This is a genomic window from Limobrevibacterium gyesilva, assembly GCF_025989185.1.
Classification (GTDB): domain Bacteria; phylum Pseudomonadota; class Alphaproteobacteria; order Acetobacterales; family Acetobacteraceae; genus Limobrevibacterium; species Limobrevibacterium gyesilva.
In genome coordinates, this window is the sequence record NZ_JAPDNT010000014.1 from 21,370 (window position 1) to 38,814 (window position 17,445).

The 17,445-nt window shown below is 70.8% G+C and carries 14 protein-coding genes; 6 read left to right on the plus strand and 8 right to left on the minus strand.

Annotated features, from left to right (window positions below):
• Positions 1-874: 874 nt before the first annotated feature.
• The 3 genes from tldD to OL599_RS15550 are packed head-to-tail and all read right to left on the minus strand — an operon-like array spanning position 875 to position 3,977.
• Positions 875-2,335, minus strand: coding sequence for a metalloprotease TldD (gene tldD, locus OL599_RS15540; protein WP_264714727.1), 1,461 nt, complete (start codon positions 2,333-2,335; stop codon positions 875-877).
• Between the two features lie 28 nt (positions 2,336-2,363).
• Positions 2,364-3,440 (minus strand): COX15/CtaA family protein, encoded by a 1,077-nt coding sequence (locus OL599_RS15545; protein WP_264714728.1) that lies wholly within the window; start codon positions 3,438-3,440, stop codon positions 2,364-2,366.
• A 57-nt stretch (positions 3,441-3,497) separates the two neighbouring features.
• On the minus strand, positions 3,498-3,977 hold the full coding sequence (locus OL599_RS15550; protein ID WP_264714729.1) for a thioesterase family protein: 480 nt from the start codon (positions 3,975-3,977) through the stop codon (positions 3,498-3,500).
• A gap of 163 nt (positions 3,978-4,140) precedes the next feature.
• Here OL599_RS15550 and OL599_RS15555 point away from each other — a divergent pair, with 163 nt between their 5' ends.
• Complete coding sequence (locus tag OL599_RS15555; protein WP_264714730.1) at positions 4,141-5,019, plus strand: VOC family protein; 879 nt, start codon at positions 4,141-4,143, stop codon at positions 5,017-5,019.
• A gap of 43 nt (positions 5,020-5,062) precedes the next feature.
• Here OL599_RS15555 and OL599_RS15560 read toward each other — a convergent pair whose 3' ends face one another.
• The 4 genes from OL599_RS15560 to OL599_RS15575 all read right to left on the minus strand — a co-directional run bounded on the left by OL599_RS15560 (position 5,063) and on the right by OL599_RS15575 (position 8,458).
• Positions 5,063-6,109, minus strand: coding sequence for a HoxN/HupN/NixA family nickel/cobalt transporter (locus OL599_RS15560; RefSeq protein WP_264714731.1), 1,047 nt, complete (start codon positions 6,107-6,109; stop codon positions 5,063-5,065).
• Entirely contained in the window at positions 6,106-6,999 is an 894-nt protein-coding gene (locus OL599_RS15565) for a LysR substrate-binding domain-containing protein (RefSeq protein ID WP_264714733.1), read from the minus strand. Before OL599_RS15565 ends, OL599_RS15560 begins: the two co-directional genes overlap by 4 nt.
• A gap of 72 nt (positions 7,000-7,071) precedes the next feature.
• Complete coding sequence (locus OL599_RS15570) at positions 7,072-7,950, minus strand: DUF2076 domain-containing protein (RefSeq protein WP_264714734.1); 879 nt, start codon at positions 7,948-7,950, stop codon at positions 7,072-7,074.
• A 76-nt stretch (positions 7,951-8,026) separates the two neighbouring features.
• Positions 8,027-8,458, minus strand: a complete 432-nt coding sequence (locus tag OL599_RS15575; protein WP_264714735.1) for a CoA-binding protein — start codon at positions 8,456-8,458, stop codon at positions 8,027-8,029.
• 45 nt (positions 8,459-8,503) lie between these two features.
• Here OL599_RS15575 and OL599_RS15580 point away from each other — a divergent pair, with 45 nt between their 5' ends.
• Positions 8,504-10,138: a glycoside hydrolase family 17 protein gene (locus OL599_RS15580; protein WP_264714736.1), complete on the plus strand. Its 1,635-nt coding sequence runs from the start codon at positions 8,504-8,506 to the stop codon at positions 10,136-10,138.
• A 78-nt stretch (positions 10,139-10,216) separates the two neighbouring features.
• Here the strand turns inward: OL599_RS15580 and OL599_RS15585 are convergent, their stop codons facing one another.
• Positions 10,217-10,561, minus strand: coding sequence for a hypothetical protein (locus OL599_RS15585; RefSeq protein WP_264714737.1), 345 nt, complete (start codon positions 10,559-10,561; stop codon positions 10,217-10,219).
• Between the two features lie 87 nt (positions 10,562-10,648).
• On the opposite strand from OL599_RS15585, the gene OL599_RS15590 reads away from it, so the two are divergent.
• From OL599_RS15590 to OL599_RS15605, 4 genes are read left to right on the plus strand one after another with little or no spacing between them, the layout of a single operon-like run.
• Positions 10,649-11,530 (plus strand): glycine--tRNA ligase subunit alpha, encoded by an 882-nt coding sequence (locus OL599_RS15590; protein WP_264714738.1) that lies wholly within the window; start codon positions 10,649-10,651, stop codon positions 11,528-11,530.
• On the plus strand, positions 11,523-13,571 hold the full coding sequence (gene glyS, locus OL599_RS15595; protein WP_264714739.1) for a glycine--tRNA ligase subunit beta: 2,049 nt from the start codon (positions 11,523-11,525) through the stop codon (positions 13,569-13,571). Before OL599_RS15590 ends, glyS begins: the two co-directional genes overlap by 8 nt.
• 11 nt (positions 13,572-13,582) lie before the next feature.
• The gene (gene ppdK / locus OL599_RS15600; protein WP_264714740.1) at positions 13,583-16,252 is read left to right on the plus strand and encodes a pyruvate, phosphate dikinase; all 2,670 of its coding nucleotides are present in this window, start codon (positions 13,583-13,585) and stop codon (positions 16,250-16,252) included.
• Positions 16,253-16,273: 21 nt separating this feature from the next.
• Positions 16,274-17,416, plus strand: a complete 1,143-nt coding sequence (locus tag OL599_RS15605) for a glycosyltransferase family 61 protein (protein WP_264714742.1) — start codon at positions 16,274-16,276, stop codon at positions 17,414-17,416.
• The last annotated feature ends 29 nt before the right edge of the window (positions 17,417-17,445 follow it).

Sequence of the window (17,445 nt, forward strand, 5' to 3'; positions counted from 1 at the left end):
CTTGCCGGCATCGGCGGTCGGCGCCGGCAGCGGGCGGTTGGACGCACCCAGGCGGACCTTGCCGGCATCGGCGGTCGGCGCCGGCAGCGGGCGGTTGGACGCACCCAGGCGAACCTTGCCGGCGTCAACAACAGAGGCGATCAGCTGCTGGGTGGTGGTCATGTCGTAGTCCCTTCCTGCTCGATGGGCGACCGGCATCGCCCGGCACCGCAAACTTGATGAGCAAGAAGATTTCACATATCGGTGTGTATCTACGTTTTAACGGCGTTAAGACGCCGTGAAAACGATCTCTAGACGACGAATTAACGATGCGCGCCCCGATCGGCGCAAAACCAGGCAAAAGTCACACTTGTCCGGCTGCCGATGACCCGCCAATGCCGCGCATTGTGCAGTGCCAAACAAATACGGTGTGAACGTGCTCAATTCTATGTGTGCCTGGCTGTGAATTTCCAGCCATTCGTTCAACCGCTTGTCACGCCAAAGACATATTGGTGCATAGATGCGACAAATATGTCATCGCGTTGGCAAATCGATGTCTTTGACGATGGGCCGTGCCCCGCACGCCGTGACCGGAGCGGCCAGGCCAGCGCCGGCGCGATTGCCGGCCATGCGGGGACAGCGCGCGCGGCCCCGATCTCGTCTTTCAACGCATAATGCGCATGGCGGGCTCGGGCAGCCCGCAGGTGATGAGACTCACCGGCCGTTGATCGCCCCGATCCCGGCGCCGCTCGCCCCGGGGCAAAGTCTCATACCAGCGGCCATGAAGAATGACCGCTGTTACGAGCCGTTATTTTGCGCGCCGCCGCCCACCAACCCGGCGCGCGATATCAACGGCCCTTGACGATGGAAGGGTCATCGTCAAGGGCCGTTGGTATCAGGCGGCGGTGCCGCCGACCGTCAGGCCCGCCAGCTTCAGCGTCGGCTGGCCCACGCCCACCGGAACGCCCTGCCCGTTCTTGCCGCAGGTACCGATGCCGGGATCCAGCGCCATGTCGTTGCCGACCATTTCCACCTTGGTCAGCGCGTCCGGCCCGTTGCCGATCAGCGTCGCGCCCTTGACCGGCGCGGTCACGCGGCCGTCCTCGATCAGATAGGCCTCGCTGGCCGAAAACACGAATTTCCCGGACGTGATGTCCACCTGGCCGCCGCCGAAATTCACGGCGTACAGGCCGCGCTGCACCGAGCGGATCATCTCCTCCGGCGCGTGCGCCCCGGCCAGCATGATCGTGTTGGTCATGCGCGGCATCGGCGCGTGCGCATAGGACTGGCGGCGGCCGTTGCCGGTGGGGCGCACCCCCATCAGGCGCGCGTTCAGCCGGTCCTGCAGGAAGCCGCGCAGGATGCCGTCCTCGATCAGCACGGTGCGCCCGCTCGGCGTGCCTTCGTCGTCCACGGTCAGGCTGCCGCGCCGGTCGGGGATGGTGCCGTCATCGACCACGGTCACGCCGGGTGCCGCGATGCGCTGGTTCAGCAGGCCCGCGAAGGCGCTGGTCTTCTTGCGGTTGAAGTCGCCTTCCAGCCCGTGGCCGATCGCCTCGTGCAGCAGGATGCCCGGCCAACCCGGGCCCAGCACCACCGGCATTTCGCCCGCCGGTGCGGGGCGGCTGTCCAGGTTCACCAGCGCCTGCCGCAGCGCCTCGTCCACTGCTCCCCGCCAGATATCGTCGGTGACGATGCGGCTGTAGTCGAAACGCCCGCCGGTACCATGGCTGCCGGTCTCGCGTCGCCCGTCCTGCTCGACCACCACGGCCACGTTCAGCCGCACCAGCGGGCGCAGATCGGCCACGCGGGTGCCGTCGGCGCGGATGATCTGCACCGCCTGCCATTCACCGGAGATCGAGGCCATCACCTGGCGCACCCGCGAATCCTTGCCGCGGGCATAGGCGTCGATGTCGGCCAGCACGCCGGTGCGGCGGGCGAAGTCCATGCGCGCCAGCGGATTGGCGTCGGAATACAGCCGCGCGTTGCTGGCGCGCGGCGGCTCGGCCGCGGTGCCGGAATGGCCGGCGGCCACCGCGGACACGGTGGCGGCGGCGCGCTTCAGCGCGTCCTCCGTCAGCTCGCCGGCATGGGCGTACCCCGCCTGCTCGCCGGCGACCGCGCGCATGCCGAATCCCAGTTGCGTGTCGAAGCCGGCGCTACGGATGCGGCCGTCGTCGAGGCTGATCGACTCGCTCTCCCGGTATTCCAGGAACAGCTCGCCGTCGTCGGAGCCGCTCAGCGCCTGGCCGAGAATGCGCTCGGCGGCGTCGCGCTCCAGTGTGGCGCCGGCGCGTTCGAAGAACAGCCGGTCGGTGACGTTCAGCGGGGTATCGCCGGTGATCGTGGCACTCATGGCGGATCCTGACGGGACAGAAATGGGTTCAAGAAACCCGCCGCAGCGCGTGCAGCGAGACAATTGCGGCGGTCAGCACCAGCACGGCGACGGCCTGGTGGGCGGTACCCAGCGCCGGCGGCACGACCAGCAGCAGCGTGGCCACGCCCAGCGCATATTGCGCCGCCACGGCCACCCCCAACGCCAGCAGCGCGCCCAGAGCGAGCCCGGTCACGCGTGCGCGCAACCCCGCGGCCAGTGTCGCCAACGCCACCAGCGCCGTGACCGTGGCCAGCAGGCGATGGTCGAACTGCACGGCGGCCACGTTCTCGGTCAGGTTGCGCAGGAACGGGACGAGCCGCGCATAGCCCTCCGGCACCAGCCGGCCGTCCATCAGCGGGAAGGTGTTGTAGTCGAGCCCGGCGCGCAGCCCGGCGACGAAACCGCCGGCCAGTATGGTCAGCGACACCAGCACGACACTGAGCTTCACCAGCCGGCGCAGCCCCGGCGTGCCGCTCAGCACGCGCACCGGCCGCAGCACCGACAGGCCGGTCCACAGGATGGCCACATACAGCACCAGCGCCAGCGTCAGGTGAACGACCAGCCGATACGGCGAGACCGTCGTGCTGTCGGGGAAGAAGCCGCTGGCCACCATGAACCAGCCGACGGCGCCCTGCAGGCCACCCAGCGCGAACAGCAGGGCCAGCCGCGGCACCAGATGCCGGCCGATGGCGCCGCGCACGGCCAGCACGATCAGCGGCAGCAGGAACACCACGCCGATCAGCCGGCCCCACAGCCGGTGCGTCCATTCCAGCCAGAAGATCTGCTTGAAGCCGTCGATGCCGAAGCCCTTGTTCAGCAGCTCGTATTGCGGAATCTGCTGGTAGAGGCCGTAGAGTCGCTGCCACTCCGCCTCGCTCAGCGGCGGCAGCGTGCCGCTGAGCGGCGCCCACTCCATGATCGACAGGCCGGAGCCGGTCAGGCGGGTGGCGCCGCCGAGCGCGATCATCACCCAGATCATCGCGCACACGCTGAACAGCCACGTGGCCACCAATCGGCGGTTGCGCAGCGCGGCATCGGGTGCCCCCGCGGCGGCGGCGGGGAAATTTCGGTCGTCGAAGGGCATGGCCCTTCATATAGGCAGCCGCGCTTGCGAAACAGGGTGGGGATCGGCCGGGGCCGGTCACGGCATGGCGATGCGCCGCCCCACCCAGGACGGGCGCGGCAGAACCGCATGCGCGGCAGCGGCTTTCTGCATGCGCGCCAGAAGATCGCCGGGCCACGGCACCACCCGCCGCGTGCCGAGATTCACGTGCAGGTACATGATCTCCTGCGCCGCCGCGCGCTTGCCGTCAGAGACGCGCAGCATCTCGTGCGCCAGATGCAGCCGCTTGGCATCCACGCCCAGAACCTGCGTCACCACCCGCACCCGCTCGCCCAGGCGCAACTCCTGGTCGTACAGCGTGTGGGTCTCCACCGCGAAGGTGCCGTGGTTGGTGGCCGATTTGTAGGCGGCGGCACCGAGGCCGAGGGCGTCGTAGATGGCATCGGTCGCGTAGTCGAACATCACCACGTAGTAGGCGAGGTTCATGTGGTCGTTGGAATCGATCCATGCCGGCAGGACCTCGCCTTCGTACTGGGCGAAGGGAGTCGGGAAATTCATTGCGCGGGTCTCGGGGTTACGGGTTGGGGGCAGCCGGGTGAAATGGCGAGGCAAGGCGGTGGCGGATATGACCATCCGGCCGCTTGTGTGGCCACCCCTCCCCGTCGCCCGCATCCTGCGTCAGGATGACGTGGCGGAACCGGCACGAAAAAGGGAGACAGGCATGGCGAACGGCGCTTTCGGGATCGAGCATCCGCTGGTGACCGTGCACGACATCGCGGCCGTCGCCGCGCGCTACGAGGCGATCGGCTTCGATCCGACGCCGCTGGGCCGGCATCCCTGGGGCACGGTGAACCGGCTGGTGATGTTCCCCGACAACTTCATCGAGCTGATCGGCGTGGGCGACGCCGCCGCGATCGAAGCCGACCCGGTGGGCGGCCACAAATTCGGCCGGCGCGTGCGCGACAGCCTCGCTCTGGGTGAGGGCATCTCGCTGATGGCGCTGCACAGCAAGGACGCGATCGCCGACGCGCGCACCGCCGTCGCCCGCGGCGCCGAGAGCGCCGGGCAGGTGGATTTCCGCCGCGCCGTGCGCCTGCCGGACGGCACCCGCGACGAGGCGGTCGTGACGCTGTCGATCCTGCCCGACGCCACGCATCCCGGGCTGAGCTTCTTCCTGTGCCATCAGCACAAGCCGCATCTGGTCTGGAACCCCGACTGGCTGCGCCACCGCAACCAGGCGGACGCCATCACCGCCGTCACCTACCTCGCCCCCGAACCCGATGACGTCGTCGACCGTTTCCGCACCGTCTGGGGCGCGGACGCGGTCACGGTACAACCCGGCGGCTACCGGATCGCCACCGCCGGCGGCCTGATCCACTTGCTGGACCACGCCGCCGTGGCCGCGAAATTCCCGGGCATGGCCTTGCCGGAGGGCGCCGACCGGCGGGCCCCGTGCGGGGTGGCGATCTCCGTGCACACGCCGGCCCTCGCAATGGCCGGGCCGATGGCCCTGCAGGCGCCGGGCGCGAGGGCCCTTCGCGGGCGCGTCCTGGTGCCCGCCGCCTATGCGGGCGGGGTGATCCTGGAGATCCATGGGTGAAGCCGGAACAGGCAAAAGCCAGGGCCGGGGCCCTGCACCGCCCTCAGCGCCCGGCCGTCGGCGCCGGCAGCTCGTCGTAGCGTTTCCAGCGGTAGATCGCCGCCGAGACGGCCCAGCTCAGGGCGAAGATGGCGATGACGGCAAAGCCGAAATTGCCCATGTCGTCGTTCAGTGCGGACACGGCCGACCAGATCGTGCCTTCCAGGCCCAGCTTGTTCACAATCAGCCCCGCGCCCTCGATGCCGCCGATCAGCAACGCGACCGCGACCGAGGTCGCGGTGATGGTGAGGTTGTACCACAGCTTGCGCACCGGATGCAGGAACGCCCAGCCATAGGCGCCCACCATGAATGCCGAGTCCGCGGTGTCCACCAGCGCCATGCCGGCGGTGAACAGGGCCGGGAACACCAGGGTGTGCCAGGGCGACATGCCGCGCGCGGCCTCGGTGGCGGCAATGCCCAGCAGGCCGATCTCGGTGGCGGTGTCGAAGCCGAGACCGAACAGGAAGCCCAGCGGATACATGTGCCAGCTTCGCCGCACCGCGCGAAACAGCGGGCGGAACAGGCGCGCCATCAGGCCGCGGCCGGACAGCAGCAGGTCCAGTTGTTCCTCGTGCAGCACAACGCCGCGCCGCACGGCGCGGAAGCTGCGCCAGACATTGCGCAGGATCACCAGGTTCACGCCGGCGATCGCCAGCAGGAACAGGGATGATATCGACGTGCTGATGACGCCGCCGACCATGCGGGCGTCCTGCAGTTCCCCCTGCAGCGAAGCGGCGGTCGCCGCGATCGCGATGGAGCCCAGGATCACCACGGTGGAATGGCCCAGCGAGAAATGGAACCCGACGGCGACCGGCTTGCGCCCCTCCTGCATCAGCTTGCGCACCACGTTGTCGATGGCGGCGATGTGGTCGGCATCGATGGCGTGGCGCAGGCCGAACGCCCAGGCCAGCAGGGCGGTGCCCATCAGCGTCGGCTGATCGCCGAAGGCGCTCCAGGCCCACGCCCAGGCGCCGAGGTTGGCGGCGATCAGCAGCGCGAACAGCCGTTTGGTGCCGCCCGGCAGGCGGGCGGCCGGAGTGCCGGCGGTCACGCCGCCGGTCGCAGGGCCACGGTAGCCGCGAGGCTCTCGCGAATGAAGCCGACCAATGGATCCACCAGCGCCGAGCGCCCCTCGGCGTCGCCGAAGATCGCCATCTCCGCGGTGCCCAGCGGCGGCAGGCCGACAACCTCACGCAGGCCGGGCGTGAGGGTGGAGCGGCCCAGCACCGTCACCGCGAGCCCCGCCTCGGCGGCGGCGATGACGCCGAGCAGGCTGGCCGAGGTGTAGACGATCTCGTGGGCGATGTTGGCGCGGCTCAGCGTGGACAGGGTGCGGTCGCGGAACATGCAGCCGGGCGGCAGCATGGCCAGCGGCAGCGGCGCGTTGCGGCCGCTGTCGGCGGTCCAGCGCGCGAGCTGGCCGTCGCGGGCGGCCACCCAGGCGAGCGTCTCGGTCCAGATCGGCGTGCCCGCGGTCTCGCCGTCGCGGCGCTTGCCGATGACGAGATCGAGCGTGCCGCGCTCGCAGTCCGCGCGCAGCTCATGGCTGCGGCCCACCTCCACCTCAAGCTGCACGTCTGGGTAGGTGCGGGCGAAGCGGGCCAGAATCGGGGCAAGATGCTGCGGGACGAAATGGTCGGCGACGCCAAGGCGCAGATGACCGCGCACCGGCGGCGCGATCATGCGGCGCACCGCCTCGTCGTTCAGCGTCAGCAGGCGGCGGGCATAGACCAGCAGTACCTCGCCGTCCGGGGTCAGGGACAGGCGTCGGCTGGTGCGGTCGAACACCCGTTTGCGCAGGATGTCCTCGAGCCGCTTGATCTTCAGGCTGACCGCCGACTGGGTCAGGCCGAGCGACTGCCCCGCCGCGGTGAAGCCGCCCTGCCCGGCGACGGTGGCGAAACAGCGCAGCAGGTCAATGTCCAGATCCGGGTAGCGCATCGGCTCATCCTCCGGCGGTCCATGAGAAAACCCTAATGGACCGATGCGCCGGGATCAAATTCCGTTATGAGCTCACGTATTGTCGTAATCGTCGAACCCGCCGCCGCCGCTGGCATCGTCCCAGCCGCCGGCGTCGGGCTCGGCCGCGTTGGCATCATCCCAGCCGCCGGGCGAGGAGGCCGCCTGCTGCCAGCCCTGATCCTGGCTCTGGTCGGCCCAGCCGGCCGGATCCTTCGGCGCGCCGCCGACGTCGTAGGGATCGACGGACGGGGCCGCCGGCGTGCTCGCCCAGGGGCTCGCAGTCTCCACCGGGATGAATGGCGCGGCCGCCGCCGTGCCGAAGCCGCCGCCGCCGTGACCGCCGGAGAACAGGTTCATCAGCGCGTGGCCCGCCACCATGCCGCCGGCCACGCCGGCCGCGGTGGTGAGGGCGGAGCCGAGGAAGCCCGATCCCTGCCGCTGGAACATGCCGGGCTGGTAGCCCGGCGCATATTGCGGCGGCGGTGGGGCGTATTGCGGCGGCTGGTTTTGCGGCTGGGGCGGCTGCGGCGGGGCCGCCTGCTGGCCGCCGCCGAACAGGCCGCCGAACAGGCCGCGCGACGGCTGCTGCGGCGGCGGCTGGGCCGGTGCGCCCCACGGCGACTGCGCCGGCTGGGCGGGTGCCTGGGCCTGGGCCTGCCTCGCGTTCTGCAGCTCCCATTGCAGCCGGTTGATCTGGTTCTGCGCCTCGGCCAGCGCGTGCTCCTGCATGAAGGCCATCTGGGTGATGCGGTAGCGCGCTTCCGGGTAGCGGCTGAACAGCTCGGCGATCAGCGCATCCGCGTCCCGGTCGACCGGCGGCAACGGCTGCGTGGGCGCCGTGCCTGGCACGGATCCGCCGAAACCGCCGGCCGGCGCGCCGCCGACCCGCTGGATGAAGCGCGTGATAAGGTCGCGTTCCTCGTTGGTCATGTCCTGGGTCCTGTTGTGCCGGCCGACTCCGTCCCGGCCTTGCCGCGCCAGCATGTGGCAAGCGGCCGAGCCGGGTTCAAGTTAACTGTCTGATATCCAGCCGGCTTGTCTCGATCGCCGGGCAGCGGTTCATCACCACGACGATGCCGGCCGCCCGGGCGCGAGCCGCCGCCGCCGCGTGGACCACGCCGAGCTGCATCCAGATCACCTTGGCGCCCAACCGGATGGCGTCGTCCACGACCGGGGGCACGTGCGCGCTGGCGCGGAACACGTCCACCATCTCCAGCGGCACCGCCTCGTCCAGCCGTGCCGCGACGCGGCGGCCCTGCAAGATCTGTCCGGCGAGGCCCGGGTTCACCGGCGTCACGTCGTAGCCGAAATCCTGCAGGAAACCCTGGATCTCATGGGCCGCCCGGTCGGGGTTCGCCGAGGCGCCGACCAGGGCGATGCGGCGCACGCCGGTCAGCACGGCGCGGATGGTGTCGTCGTCGAGTCCGTCGATTGCCATGCGCGCATCCTTTCACGACCCGGCAAGAACCGGTAGTGGCGAGGCATGTCCCGTCCGACCCCTTGGCTGCTGCCCTTGCTCGCCGTGCTGTCCGCGCTGCTGGTGCTGCTGTGGTGGGTGCCGAACCGGCCGCGCGACGCCGGGCCCGACCTGCCGGACGGGAAGCTCAATTCCGTGTCGTTCGCACCGTACCGCGCCGACCAGTCGCCGTTCGACGGTACCTTCCCCACCGCGGCCCAGGTCGATGCGGACATGGCGCTGCTGGCCGGGCATGTGCGGGCCATCCGCAGCTACGCCGCGATCGAGGGCGCCTACGATGTGGCCGCACTGGCGCAGAAACACGGGCTGAAGCTGTGGCAGGGCATCTGGCTGGGCAGCGACCGGGCGCAGAACCGGCGCGAGATCGCCCGCGCCATCGCCAGCGCGAACCGCTACCCCGACACGGTGGAGCGCGTGATCGTCGGCAACGAAGTGCTGCTGCGCCGCGACCTGCCACCGGCCGAGCTGATGGCCGCACTCGACGCGGTGCGCGCCGCCGTGCGCCAGCCCGTGACCTATGCCGACGTGTGGGAGTTCTGGGAGCAGTTCCCCGAAGTCGCGGCGCATGTCGACATCGTCACCATCCATCTGCTGCCGTACTGGGAGGACCATCCCACCGCCATCGACCGCGCCATCGCCCATGTCGACGCCACCTACCGGCACATGGCCGCGCTGTTTCCGGGCAAGCCGATCTCCGTGGGTGAAACCGGCTGGCCCAGTCGCGGCCGCTGGCGCGCCGATGCCGCACCGGGGCTGGTGAACCAGACATCCTTCGTGCGCCGCTTCGTCGCCTTGGCCCATCAGGAAGGCTTCGACTACAACCTGATCGAGGCGTTCGACCAGGTATGGAAGCAGCGGGCCGAGGGCGCGGTGGGCGCCAACTGGGGGCTGTGGACCGCCGACCGGCAGCCGAAATTCGCCGCCGCCGGCAAGGTGGTGGAAAACCCGCACTGGCGTCTCGGTGCCGCGGGCGGCTGCGTGCTGGGGCTGGTGCTGCTGGCCGCGGGGCTGGCCACGCCCGGGCTGAGGGCGCCGGCGCAGGCGACGCTCGCCGTGCTGGCGATGGCCCTTGGCGGCGTGCTGGGCTGGGCCGTGATGGCGACGCTGCCCGACATCTACGACGCCTATCAGGGCGTCGCCGCTGCCGGGAATCTCGCGGGACAGGCGTTGCTCGCCGTGCTGATGACGCGGCGCGCGGCCGGGCTGCTCGCCGGCAACGCCGTGCCGCCGCCGCGCACCGGCGCGGACGCGACGGACGCCGTCCGGGGGCTGCTGCGCCTGTCGCTGCCGCGCCGGGACTGGCTGTTCGACGACCTCGGCTTCGTGTTCGTCTGGACCGCCGCGGTGCTGCAACTCCTGTTGCTGTTCGACCCGCGCTACCGCGACTTTCCCATCCCCACCTTCGCCGTGCCGGTGGTGGCGGTGCTCGCCCGCGCGCTGCTGCGCGACCTGCCGCGCGGCGGCGGCGGGCGGGAGGAGCTTTGGGCCGGCGGCGTGCTGGCGCTGGCGGCGATCGGCACCGCCGTCAACGAAGGCCCGCGCAACCTGCAGGCGCTGGCCTGGACCGCCTGCGCCCTGGTCCTGGCCGCCCCGCCATTGCTTCGTTGCTTCACATCAGCGGCTATGAAGAATGGCCGCTGATGAGAGTCTTTGTTTCGCGCGCCGCCGCCCACCAACCCGGCGCGCGATGCCCGCGGCCATGAAGGCTGGCCGCGGGCATCAGGCCCGCGCGCGCCTGATCCAGACCCAGGCGCCCAGCGCCGCGCCGAGCATCCCCCAGGTCGCGTTGTAGTTGACCACCCCGGCGGCGCCCGCGGCCACCGCCGCGACGGCGACCGGGGCCCCGGCGAAGGCCGCGACCCCGAGGGCCAGGCCGCTCAGCCCCCACACTCCCCAGTGTTGCAGCCACAGCAAGGCGGCCCTGGGGGCGCAGGCGAGCGGCGGGTTCGCCGCCGCGCACAGCGCCCCCCAGACGCGCGGCTCGATATAGGCATGGCGGTATGCCAGCAGCACCGCCAGCCACATCGCCACCGCCGCAAGTCCTGTCGCGTCTCGCCGGTCCATCATCCGCTCCCGAGGCCCTCACCTTGTGACCGGGGGGGCCGCCCCGTATTGTGCGCCGCATCAAGCGACCCGAGACGCCAGCACACAATGCCAAACACCGCATCCACCCCGCCCAGCTTCCAGGAGCTGATCCTGCGGCTGCACGCGTTCTGGTCCCGCCAGGGCTGCGTGATCCTGCAACCCTACGACGTCGAGATGGGGGCCGGCACCTTCCACCCCGCCACCACGCTGCGCGCCCTGGGCGCCACGCCCTGGGCCGCCGCCTACGTCCAGCCCAGCCGCCGCCCCACCGACGGCCGCTATGGCGAGAACCCGAACCGCCTGCAGCACTACTACCAGTACCAGGTGATCATGAAGCCCAGCCCGGCGGAGGCGCAGGCGCTGCTGCTGGAGAGCTATCGCGAGCTGGGGCTCGACCCGCTGCTGCATGATTTCCGCTTCGTCGAGGACGACTGGGAAAGCCCGACCCTGGGCGCCTGGGGCCTGGGCTGGGAGGTCTGGTGCGACGGCATGGAAGTCGGCCAGTTCACCTATTTCCAGCAGGTCGGCGGCATTTCCGTGGCGCTGCCCAGCTTCGAGATGACCTACGGGCTCGAACGGCTGGCGATGTACGTGCAGAACGTCGAGAACGTCTACGACCTCGACTTCAACGGCCGCGGCGTGCGCTACGGCGACATCTTCCTGCGCGCCGAGCGCGAATACAGCGCCTACAACTTCGAGCACGCCGACACCGCCGCGCTGTCGCGCCACTTCGCGGACGCCGAGCGCGAATGCGCCGCCTTGCTCGACCGCAAGCTGGCGCTGCCGGCCTATGACCAGTGCATCAAGGCCAGCCACCTGTTCAACCTGCTGGAAGCCCGCGGCGTGATCAGCGTCACCGAGCGCGCCAGCTACATCGCCCGCGTGCGCACGCTGGCGAAGGGCTGCTGCGAAGCCTGGATCGCCGGAGAGGACGCCGCCCGTGCCTGAATTCTTCCTTGAGCTGTTCAGCGAGGAAATCCCCGCCCGCATGCAGGCCCGCGCGGCCGAAGACCTGGCCCGGCTGGTCGGCGAGGCGCTGGCCCCGCTGGCCCCGTCCGCCGTGGCGACGTTCTGCGGCCCGCGCCGCATCGCGCTGGCCGCCCAGGTCGCCGCCGCCGTCGCCGAGAGCCGCAGCGCCGAGCGCGGGCCGCGCCGCAACGCGCCCGAGCAGGCCCTGGCGGGCTTCCTGCGCAAGCACGGCGCCACCTGCGCGCAGTTGCGCGAGGAAGGTGCGTTCTGGGTGCTCGACAAGGTCAGCCCCGGCGTCGAGGCCGCGTCCCTGATCGCCGCCGCGCTGCCGCCGCTGCTGTGGCGCTTCCCCTGGCCGAAATCCATGCGCTGGGGCGGCACCAGTGCCTTCACCTGGGTGCGGCCGCTGCGCCGCATCCTGTGCCTGCTGGACGGCGCCGTGGTTCCGTTCGACCTGCGCGAGGGCGCCGATGACGGGCACGGCCTGGCGTCGGCGAACCAGACTGAGGGTCATCGCTTTCTGGCCCCCGGCGCCTTCCCGGTCACCTCCGCCGGCGCATGGCGGGCGATGCTGCGCGAGCGGCGCGTGATCGTGGACGCGGCCGAGCGCAAGCGCCTGATCGCCGACGGGCTCGCCGGCCTCGCGGCCACGCGCGGCCTCGCCGTGGTCGACGATCCCGGGCTGCTCGACGAAGTGGCCGGGCTGGTGGAATGGCCGGTGCCGCTGATCGGCCGGATCGACGACGCCTACATGGACCTGCCGGCCGAGGTGATGCAGGTGTCGATGCGCGTGAACCAGCGCTATTTCGCGCTGCGCGACGCGCTGGGCCGCGCCGCGCCGTTCTTCGCCTTCGTCGCCAACATCACCGCCGCCGATGGCGGGGCCACCATCATCGCCGGCAACGAGCGCGTGCTGCGCGCCCGCTTCGCCGATGCGCGGCATTTCTGGGACCTCGACCGCACCCGCACGCTGGCAAGCCGCGTGCCGGCGCTGGATGCGGTGACGTTCCACGCCAAGCTCGGCAGCCAGGGCGAGAGGGTGCGCCGGCTGGTGCGGCTGGCGGCCGTCATCGCCCCCTTCGTCAAGGCCGACATGGCGAAGGCAAAGCGCGCGGCGCTGCTGGCCAAGGCCGACCTCACCACCGGCATGGTCGCGGAGTTCCCGGAACTGCAAGGCGTGATGGGCAGTTACTACGCCCTGCATGACGGCGAGGATGCCTGCGTGGCCGAGGCCATCCGCGACCACTACGCGCCCAAGGGCCCCGCCGACGCCGTGCCGGGCAACCCGGTGGGCACCACGGCGGCGCTGGCCGACAAGCTCGACCTGCTGGCCGGGTTCTTCGCCATCGGCGAGAAGCCCACGGGCTCGGGCGACCCCTATGCGCTGCGCCGCGCCGCCCTCGGCATCATCCGCATCATCCGCGAGCGCGGCCTGCGCCTGCCGTTGCGCGTGCTGGTCGCCGAGGCGGGCGCGGGCCAGCCCGCCCGGCCGGATGTGGAGGACATCCTCGGCTTCCTGGCCGAGCGCCTGCGCGTGCAGCTGCGCACCGAAGGCGCGCGCCACGACGTGCTGGCCGCGGTGCTGGGCGCGGGCCTGGACGACGACTTCACCCGCCTGCTGGCGCGCACCGACGCGGTGGCGGAGATGCTGGCCGGCGAGGACGGCGCCAATCTGCTGGCCGCCTATCGCCGCGCCGCCAACATCCTGCGCATCGAGGAGCGGAAGGACGGCCCCCATGACGGCCCGGTGCAGCCCGCGCTGCTCGAAGCCGCCGAGGAGATCGCCCTGGCGGCGGCACTCGACCGGGTCGCGCCGGTGGTGCGCGCCGAGATCGGACACGAGGCGTTCACGGCTGCCATGGCCGCCCTGGCCTCGCTGCGGGCGCCGCTCGATGCGTTCTTCGATAAGGTAACGGTCAACGACGAGCGGCCGGAATTGCGCCGCAATCGTTTGGCCCTTCTCGCACGCGTTCGCGCCGCCATGAATATGGCGGCCGATTTTTCCAAGATCGAAGGCTGAAGGATCCGACCATGAGCAAGTGGGTGTACAGCTTCGGGGCCGGCCACAACGACGGCGGCGCAGACATGCGCAACCTGTTGGGCGGCAAGGGCGCCAACCTGGCGGAGATGGCCAGCATCGGGCTGCCCGTGCCCCCCGGCTTCACCATCACCACCGAGGTGTGCACCGCCTATTACGACAACAACCAGAAATACCCCCCCGACCTCGCCCCCCAGGTCAAGGCGGCGCTGGCGCGCATCGAGCAGGCGGTGGGGCTGACCTTCGGCGACAAGCACAAGCCGCTGCTGGTCTCGGTCCGCTCCGGCGCGCGCGTGTCGATGCCGGGCATGATGGACACGGTGCTGAACCTCGGTCTGAACGACGCCACTGTGGAAGGGCTCGGGGAAGCCTCGGGCGACGCCCGCTTCGCCTGGGATTCCTATCGCCGCTTCATCCAGATGTACGGCGGCGTGGTGCTGGGCGTGGACCATCACCGCTTCGAGGAGATCATCGAGCACGTCAAGCTCGACGCCGGCGTGACCGAGGACACGGCGCTGACCGCGTCGGACTGGCACCGCGTGGTGCACGGCTACAAGGAGATGATCCAGGAGGAGACCGGCAAGCCGTTCCCGATGGACCCCGAGGAGCAGCTGTGGGGCGCGATCGGCGCCGTGTTCGGCAGCTGGATGAACCCGCGCGCCAACACCTATCGCCGGCTGCACGACATCCCCGCCACCTGGGGCACCGCCGTGAACGTGCAGGCCATGGTGTTCGGCAACATGGGTGACGACTGCGCCACCGGCGTGTGCTTCACCCGCGACCCCTCCACGGGCGAGAACGTGTTCTACGGCGAGTACCTGGTGAACGCGCAGGGCGAGGACGTGGTGGCCGGCATCCGCACGCCGCAACCGATGTCCAAGGCGCGCGCCAAGCCGGGCGAAGTGGCGATGGAAACGGCCATGCCCGCCGCCTATGCCGAGCTGATGGAGGTCCGCAGGACGCTCGAGCGGCACTACAAGGACATGCAGGACATCGAGTTCACGGTGCAGCAGAACAAGCTGTACATGCTGCAGACCCGCAACGGCAAGCGCACCGCCGCCGCGGCGCTGCGCGTCGCCGTGGAGATGGCCGAGGAAGGGCTGATCGACCGCAAGGAGGCGATCAAGCGCGTCAATCCGGCCTCGCTGGACCAGCTGCTGCACCCCACGCTCGACCCGAAGGCGCCGCGCGTGCTGCTGTCCAAGGGCCTGCCCGCGAGCCCCGGGGCCGCCAGCGGCATCGTGGTGTTCAGCGCCGACGAGGCCGAGATCCGCGCCGCCAAGGGCGAGCAGGTGATCCTGGTGCGCATCGAGACCAGCCCCGAGGACATCCACGGCATGCATGCCGCCAGGGGCATCCTGACCACGCGCGGCGGCATGACCAGCCACGCCGCCGTGGTGGCGCGCGGCATGGGCCGGCCTTGCGTCGCCGGCGCCGGCGGCATCGCCATCGATTACGGCGCGCAGACGCTGTCGGCCGGCGGCCGCGTGGTGCGCGCCGGCGACACCATCACCCTCGACGGCGCCACCGGCGAGGTGTTCATCGGCACCGTCGCGATGGTCGAGCCGATGCTGTCCGGCGACTTCGCCACCCTGATGGGCTGGGCCGACCAGGTCCGCCGGCTGAAGGTCCGCACCAACGCCGAAACGCCGCTGGACGCGGAAACGGCGAAGAAGTTCGGCGCCGAGGGCATCGGCCTGTGCCGCACCGAGCACATGTTCTTCGACCCCGCGCGCATCGGCGCGGTGCGCCAGATGATCATGGCCTCCGACGAGCGTGGCCGGCGCACGGCCCTGGCCAGGCTGCTGCCGTTCCAGCGCCAGGATTTCATCGACCTGTTCCGCATCATGGCCGGCCTGCCGGTCACCATCCGCCTGCTGGATCCGCCGCTGCACGAGTTCCTGCCGCACGCCGACGGCGAGCTGGAGGAGGTTGCCGAGGCGCTGGGCACCGATGTCGAAGCGATGCGCCGCCGCGCCGCCGAGCTGGCCGAGGCGAACCCGATGCTGGGTCATCGCGGCTGCCGCCTGGGCATCACCTATCCCGAGATCTACGAGATGCAGGCCCGCGCCATCTTCGAGGGCGCGATCGCGGTGGCCAAGGAGCTCGGCCGCGCCCCGGTGCCGGAGATCATGATCCCGCTGGTCGGCGCCCGCCGCGAGCTGGAGATCACCCGCGCCCAGGTGGAGAAGGTGGCCGCCGAGGTGTTCGAGGAAAGCGGCACGGCGATCGACTACGTCGTCGGCACCATGATCGAGCTGCCGCGCGCCTGCATCACCGCGGACAAGATCGCCGGCGTCGCCGATTTCTTCAGCTTCGGCACCAACGACCTGACGCAGACCGTGTTCGGCCTGTCGCGCGACGACGCCGGCAAGTTCCTGCCGGCCTATGTCGATGCCGGCATCCTGCCCAAGGACCCGTTCGTGTCGCTGGACGTGGAAGGCGTGGGCGCCATGGTGCGCATCGCCGCCGAGCGCGGCCGCGCCACCAAGCCCGGCCTCAAGATGGGCATCTGCGGCGAGCATGGCGGCGACCCGGCCTCGATCGCGTTCTGCGAAGAGGTCGGGCTCGACTACATCTCCTGCAGCCCCTACCGGGTGCCGGTGGCCCGCCTCGCGGCGGCGCAGGCGGCGCTGGGCGCCGGGGACGACCGGACCGCGTAGCGCCGGCGCGGGGAGCGGTCCGTGCCGGTCCTGGGACCGTTCCCCCGCCGCGACCTGCTCTCGATGCTCGACGCGGCGCGCAGGAGCGGATCATCGCGCCTGGTCTCGGCACGCACGGTCGCCGCGCCGCAGACCGTCGCCCTGCCGCCATTGCCGACCGGGCAGCACATGCTGCGGTGGGTCCCCCTCGCCGAGCATCCGCCCGGTGCGCACTGGGACGAGCGGTCCTACGAGTCCGTCGCGGCCTGGATCTGCGAATTCCACGACGTGCTGCTGCACAGCGACGCCGGCATCGCCTGCGTCGGCGGCCAGGTGGTCGAGGACACGCTGAACCAGACCAACGCCGCCGAGCACCATTACCGGCACAGCCCCGAAGGGCTCGTCCTGCACCCCGGTGGGGCGGTGCAGCAACTGCGCGGGACATGGCTGAGCCTGCTGGCCTTCAACCATGCCAACTACTATCACTGGATGCTCGACTGCCTGGGCCGGCTGGCCGCCGCCGACAGCGCGGCGCTCGCCGAGTGCGCAGGCGTGCTGGTGCCGGAATTGCGGACCGGGTTCCAGACGGCCGGCTTCGCGCTGACGGGCCTGCAGCAAAGCCACGCGGTGCACACGGTGGCGGCGGACGCGGCGCTGCGGGTGGAGCGCGTGGTCGTGCCCTGGAGCATCAGCTGCGACCACCGGCCGCATCCCTGCATCCGCGGCTTCTTCGGCACGCTGCGCGCGGCCGCACCGGCCTGTGCCGGCCCGTTCCCGCCGCGCGTCTACATCGACCGCCGCGGCGGCCCCAACCGGCCACTGGTCAACGAGGACGAACTGGTCACCGGGCTCGCGGGCCTGGGCTTCGTGCCGGTGCGGCTGGAACGGTTATCGCTCGCCGAGCAGATCGCGCTGTTCGCCAATGCCGAGATCGTCGTGGCGCCGCACGGTGCCGGCCTCGCCAACATCGTCTTCGCCCAACCCGGCAGCCGCGTGGTCGAGCTGCACGCCGATTTCTGGGTGAACTGGTGCTTCCGCAGGCTCGCGGCCGTGTTCGACCTCCGCTACGACTGCGTGGTCGGCCGCCAGTTGCCCGGCCCGCAGCCGGAATGGATCAACCGCCGGAGCTGGGCGATCTCGCTGACGCATGTGCTGGGCGCAGTCGAGCAGGCCCTGGCGGCATAGGCGTCCGGCTTGAAGCCATGTCGCCGCAG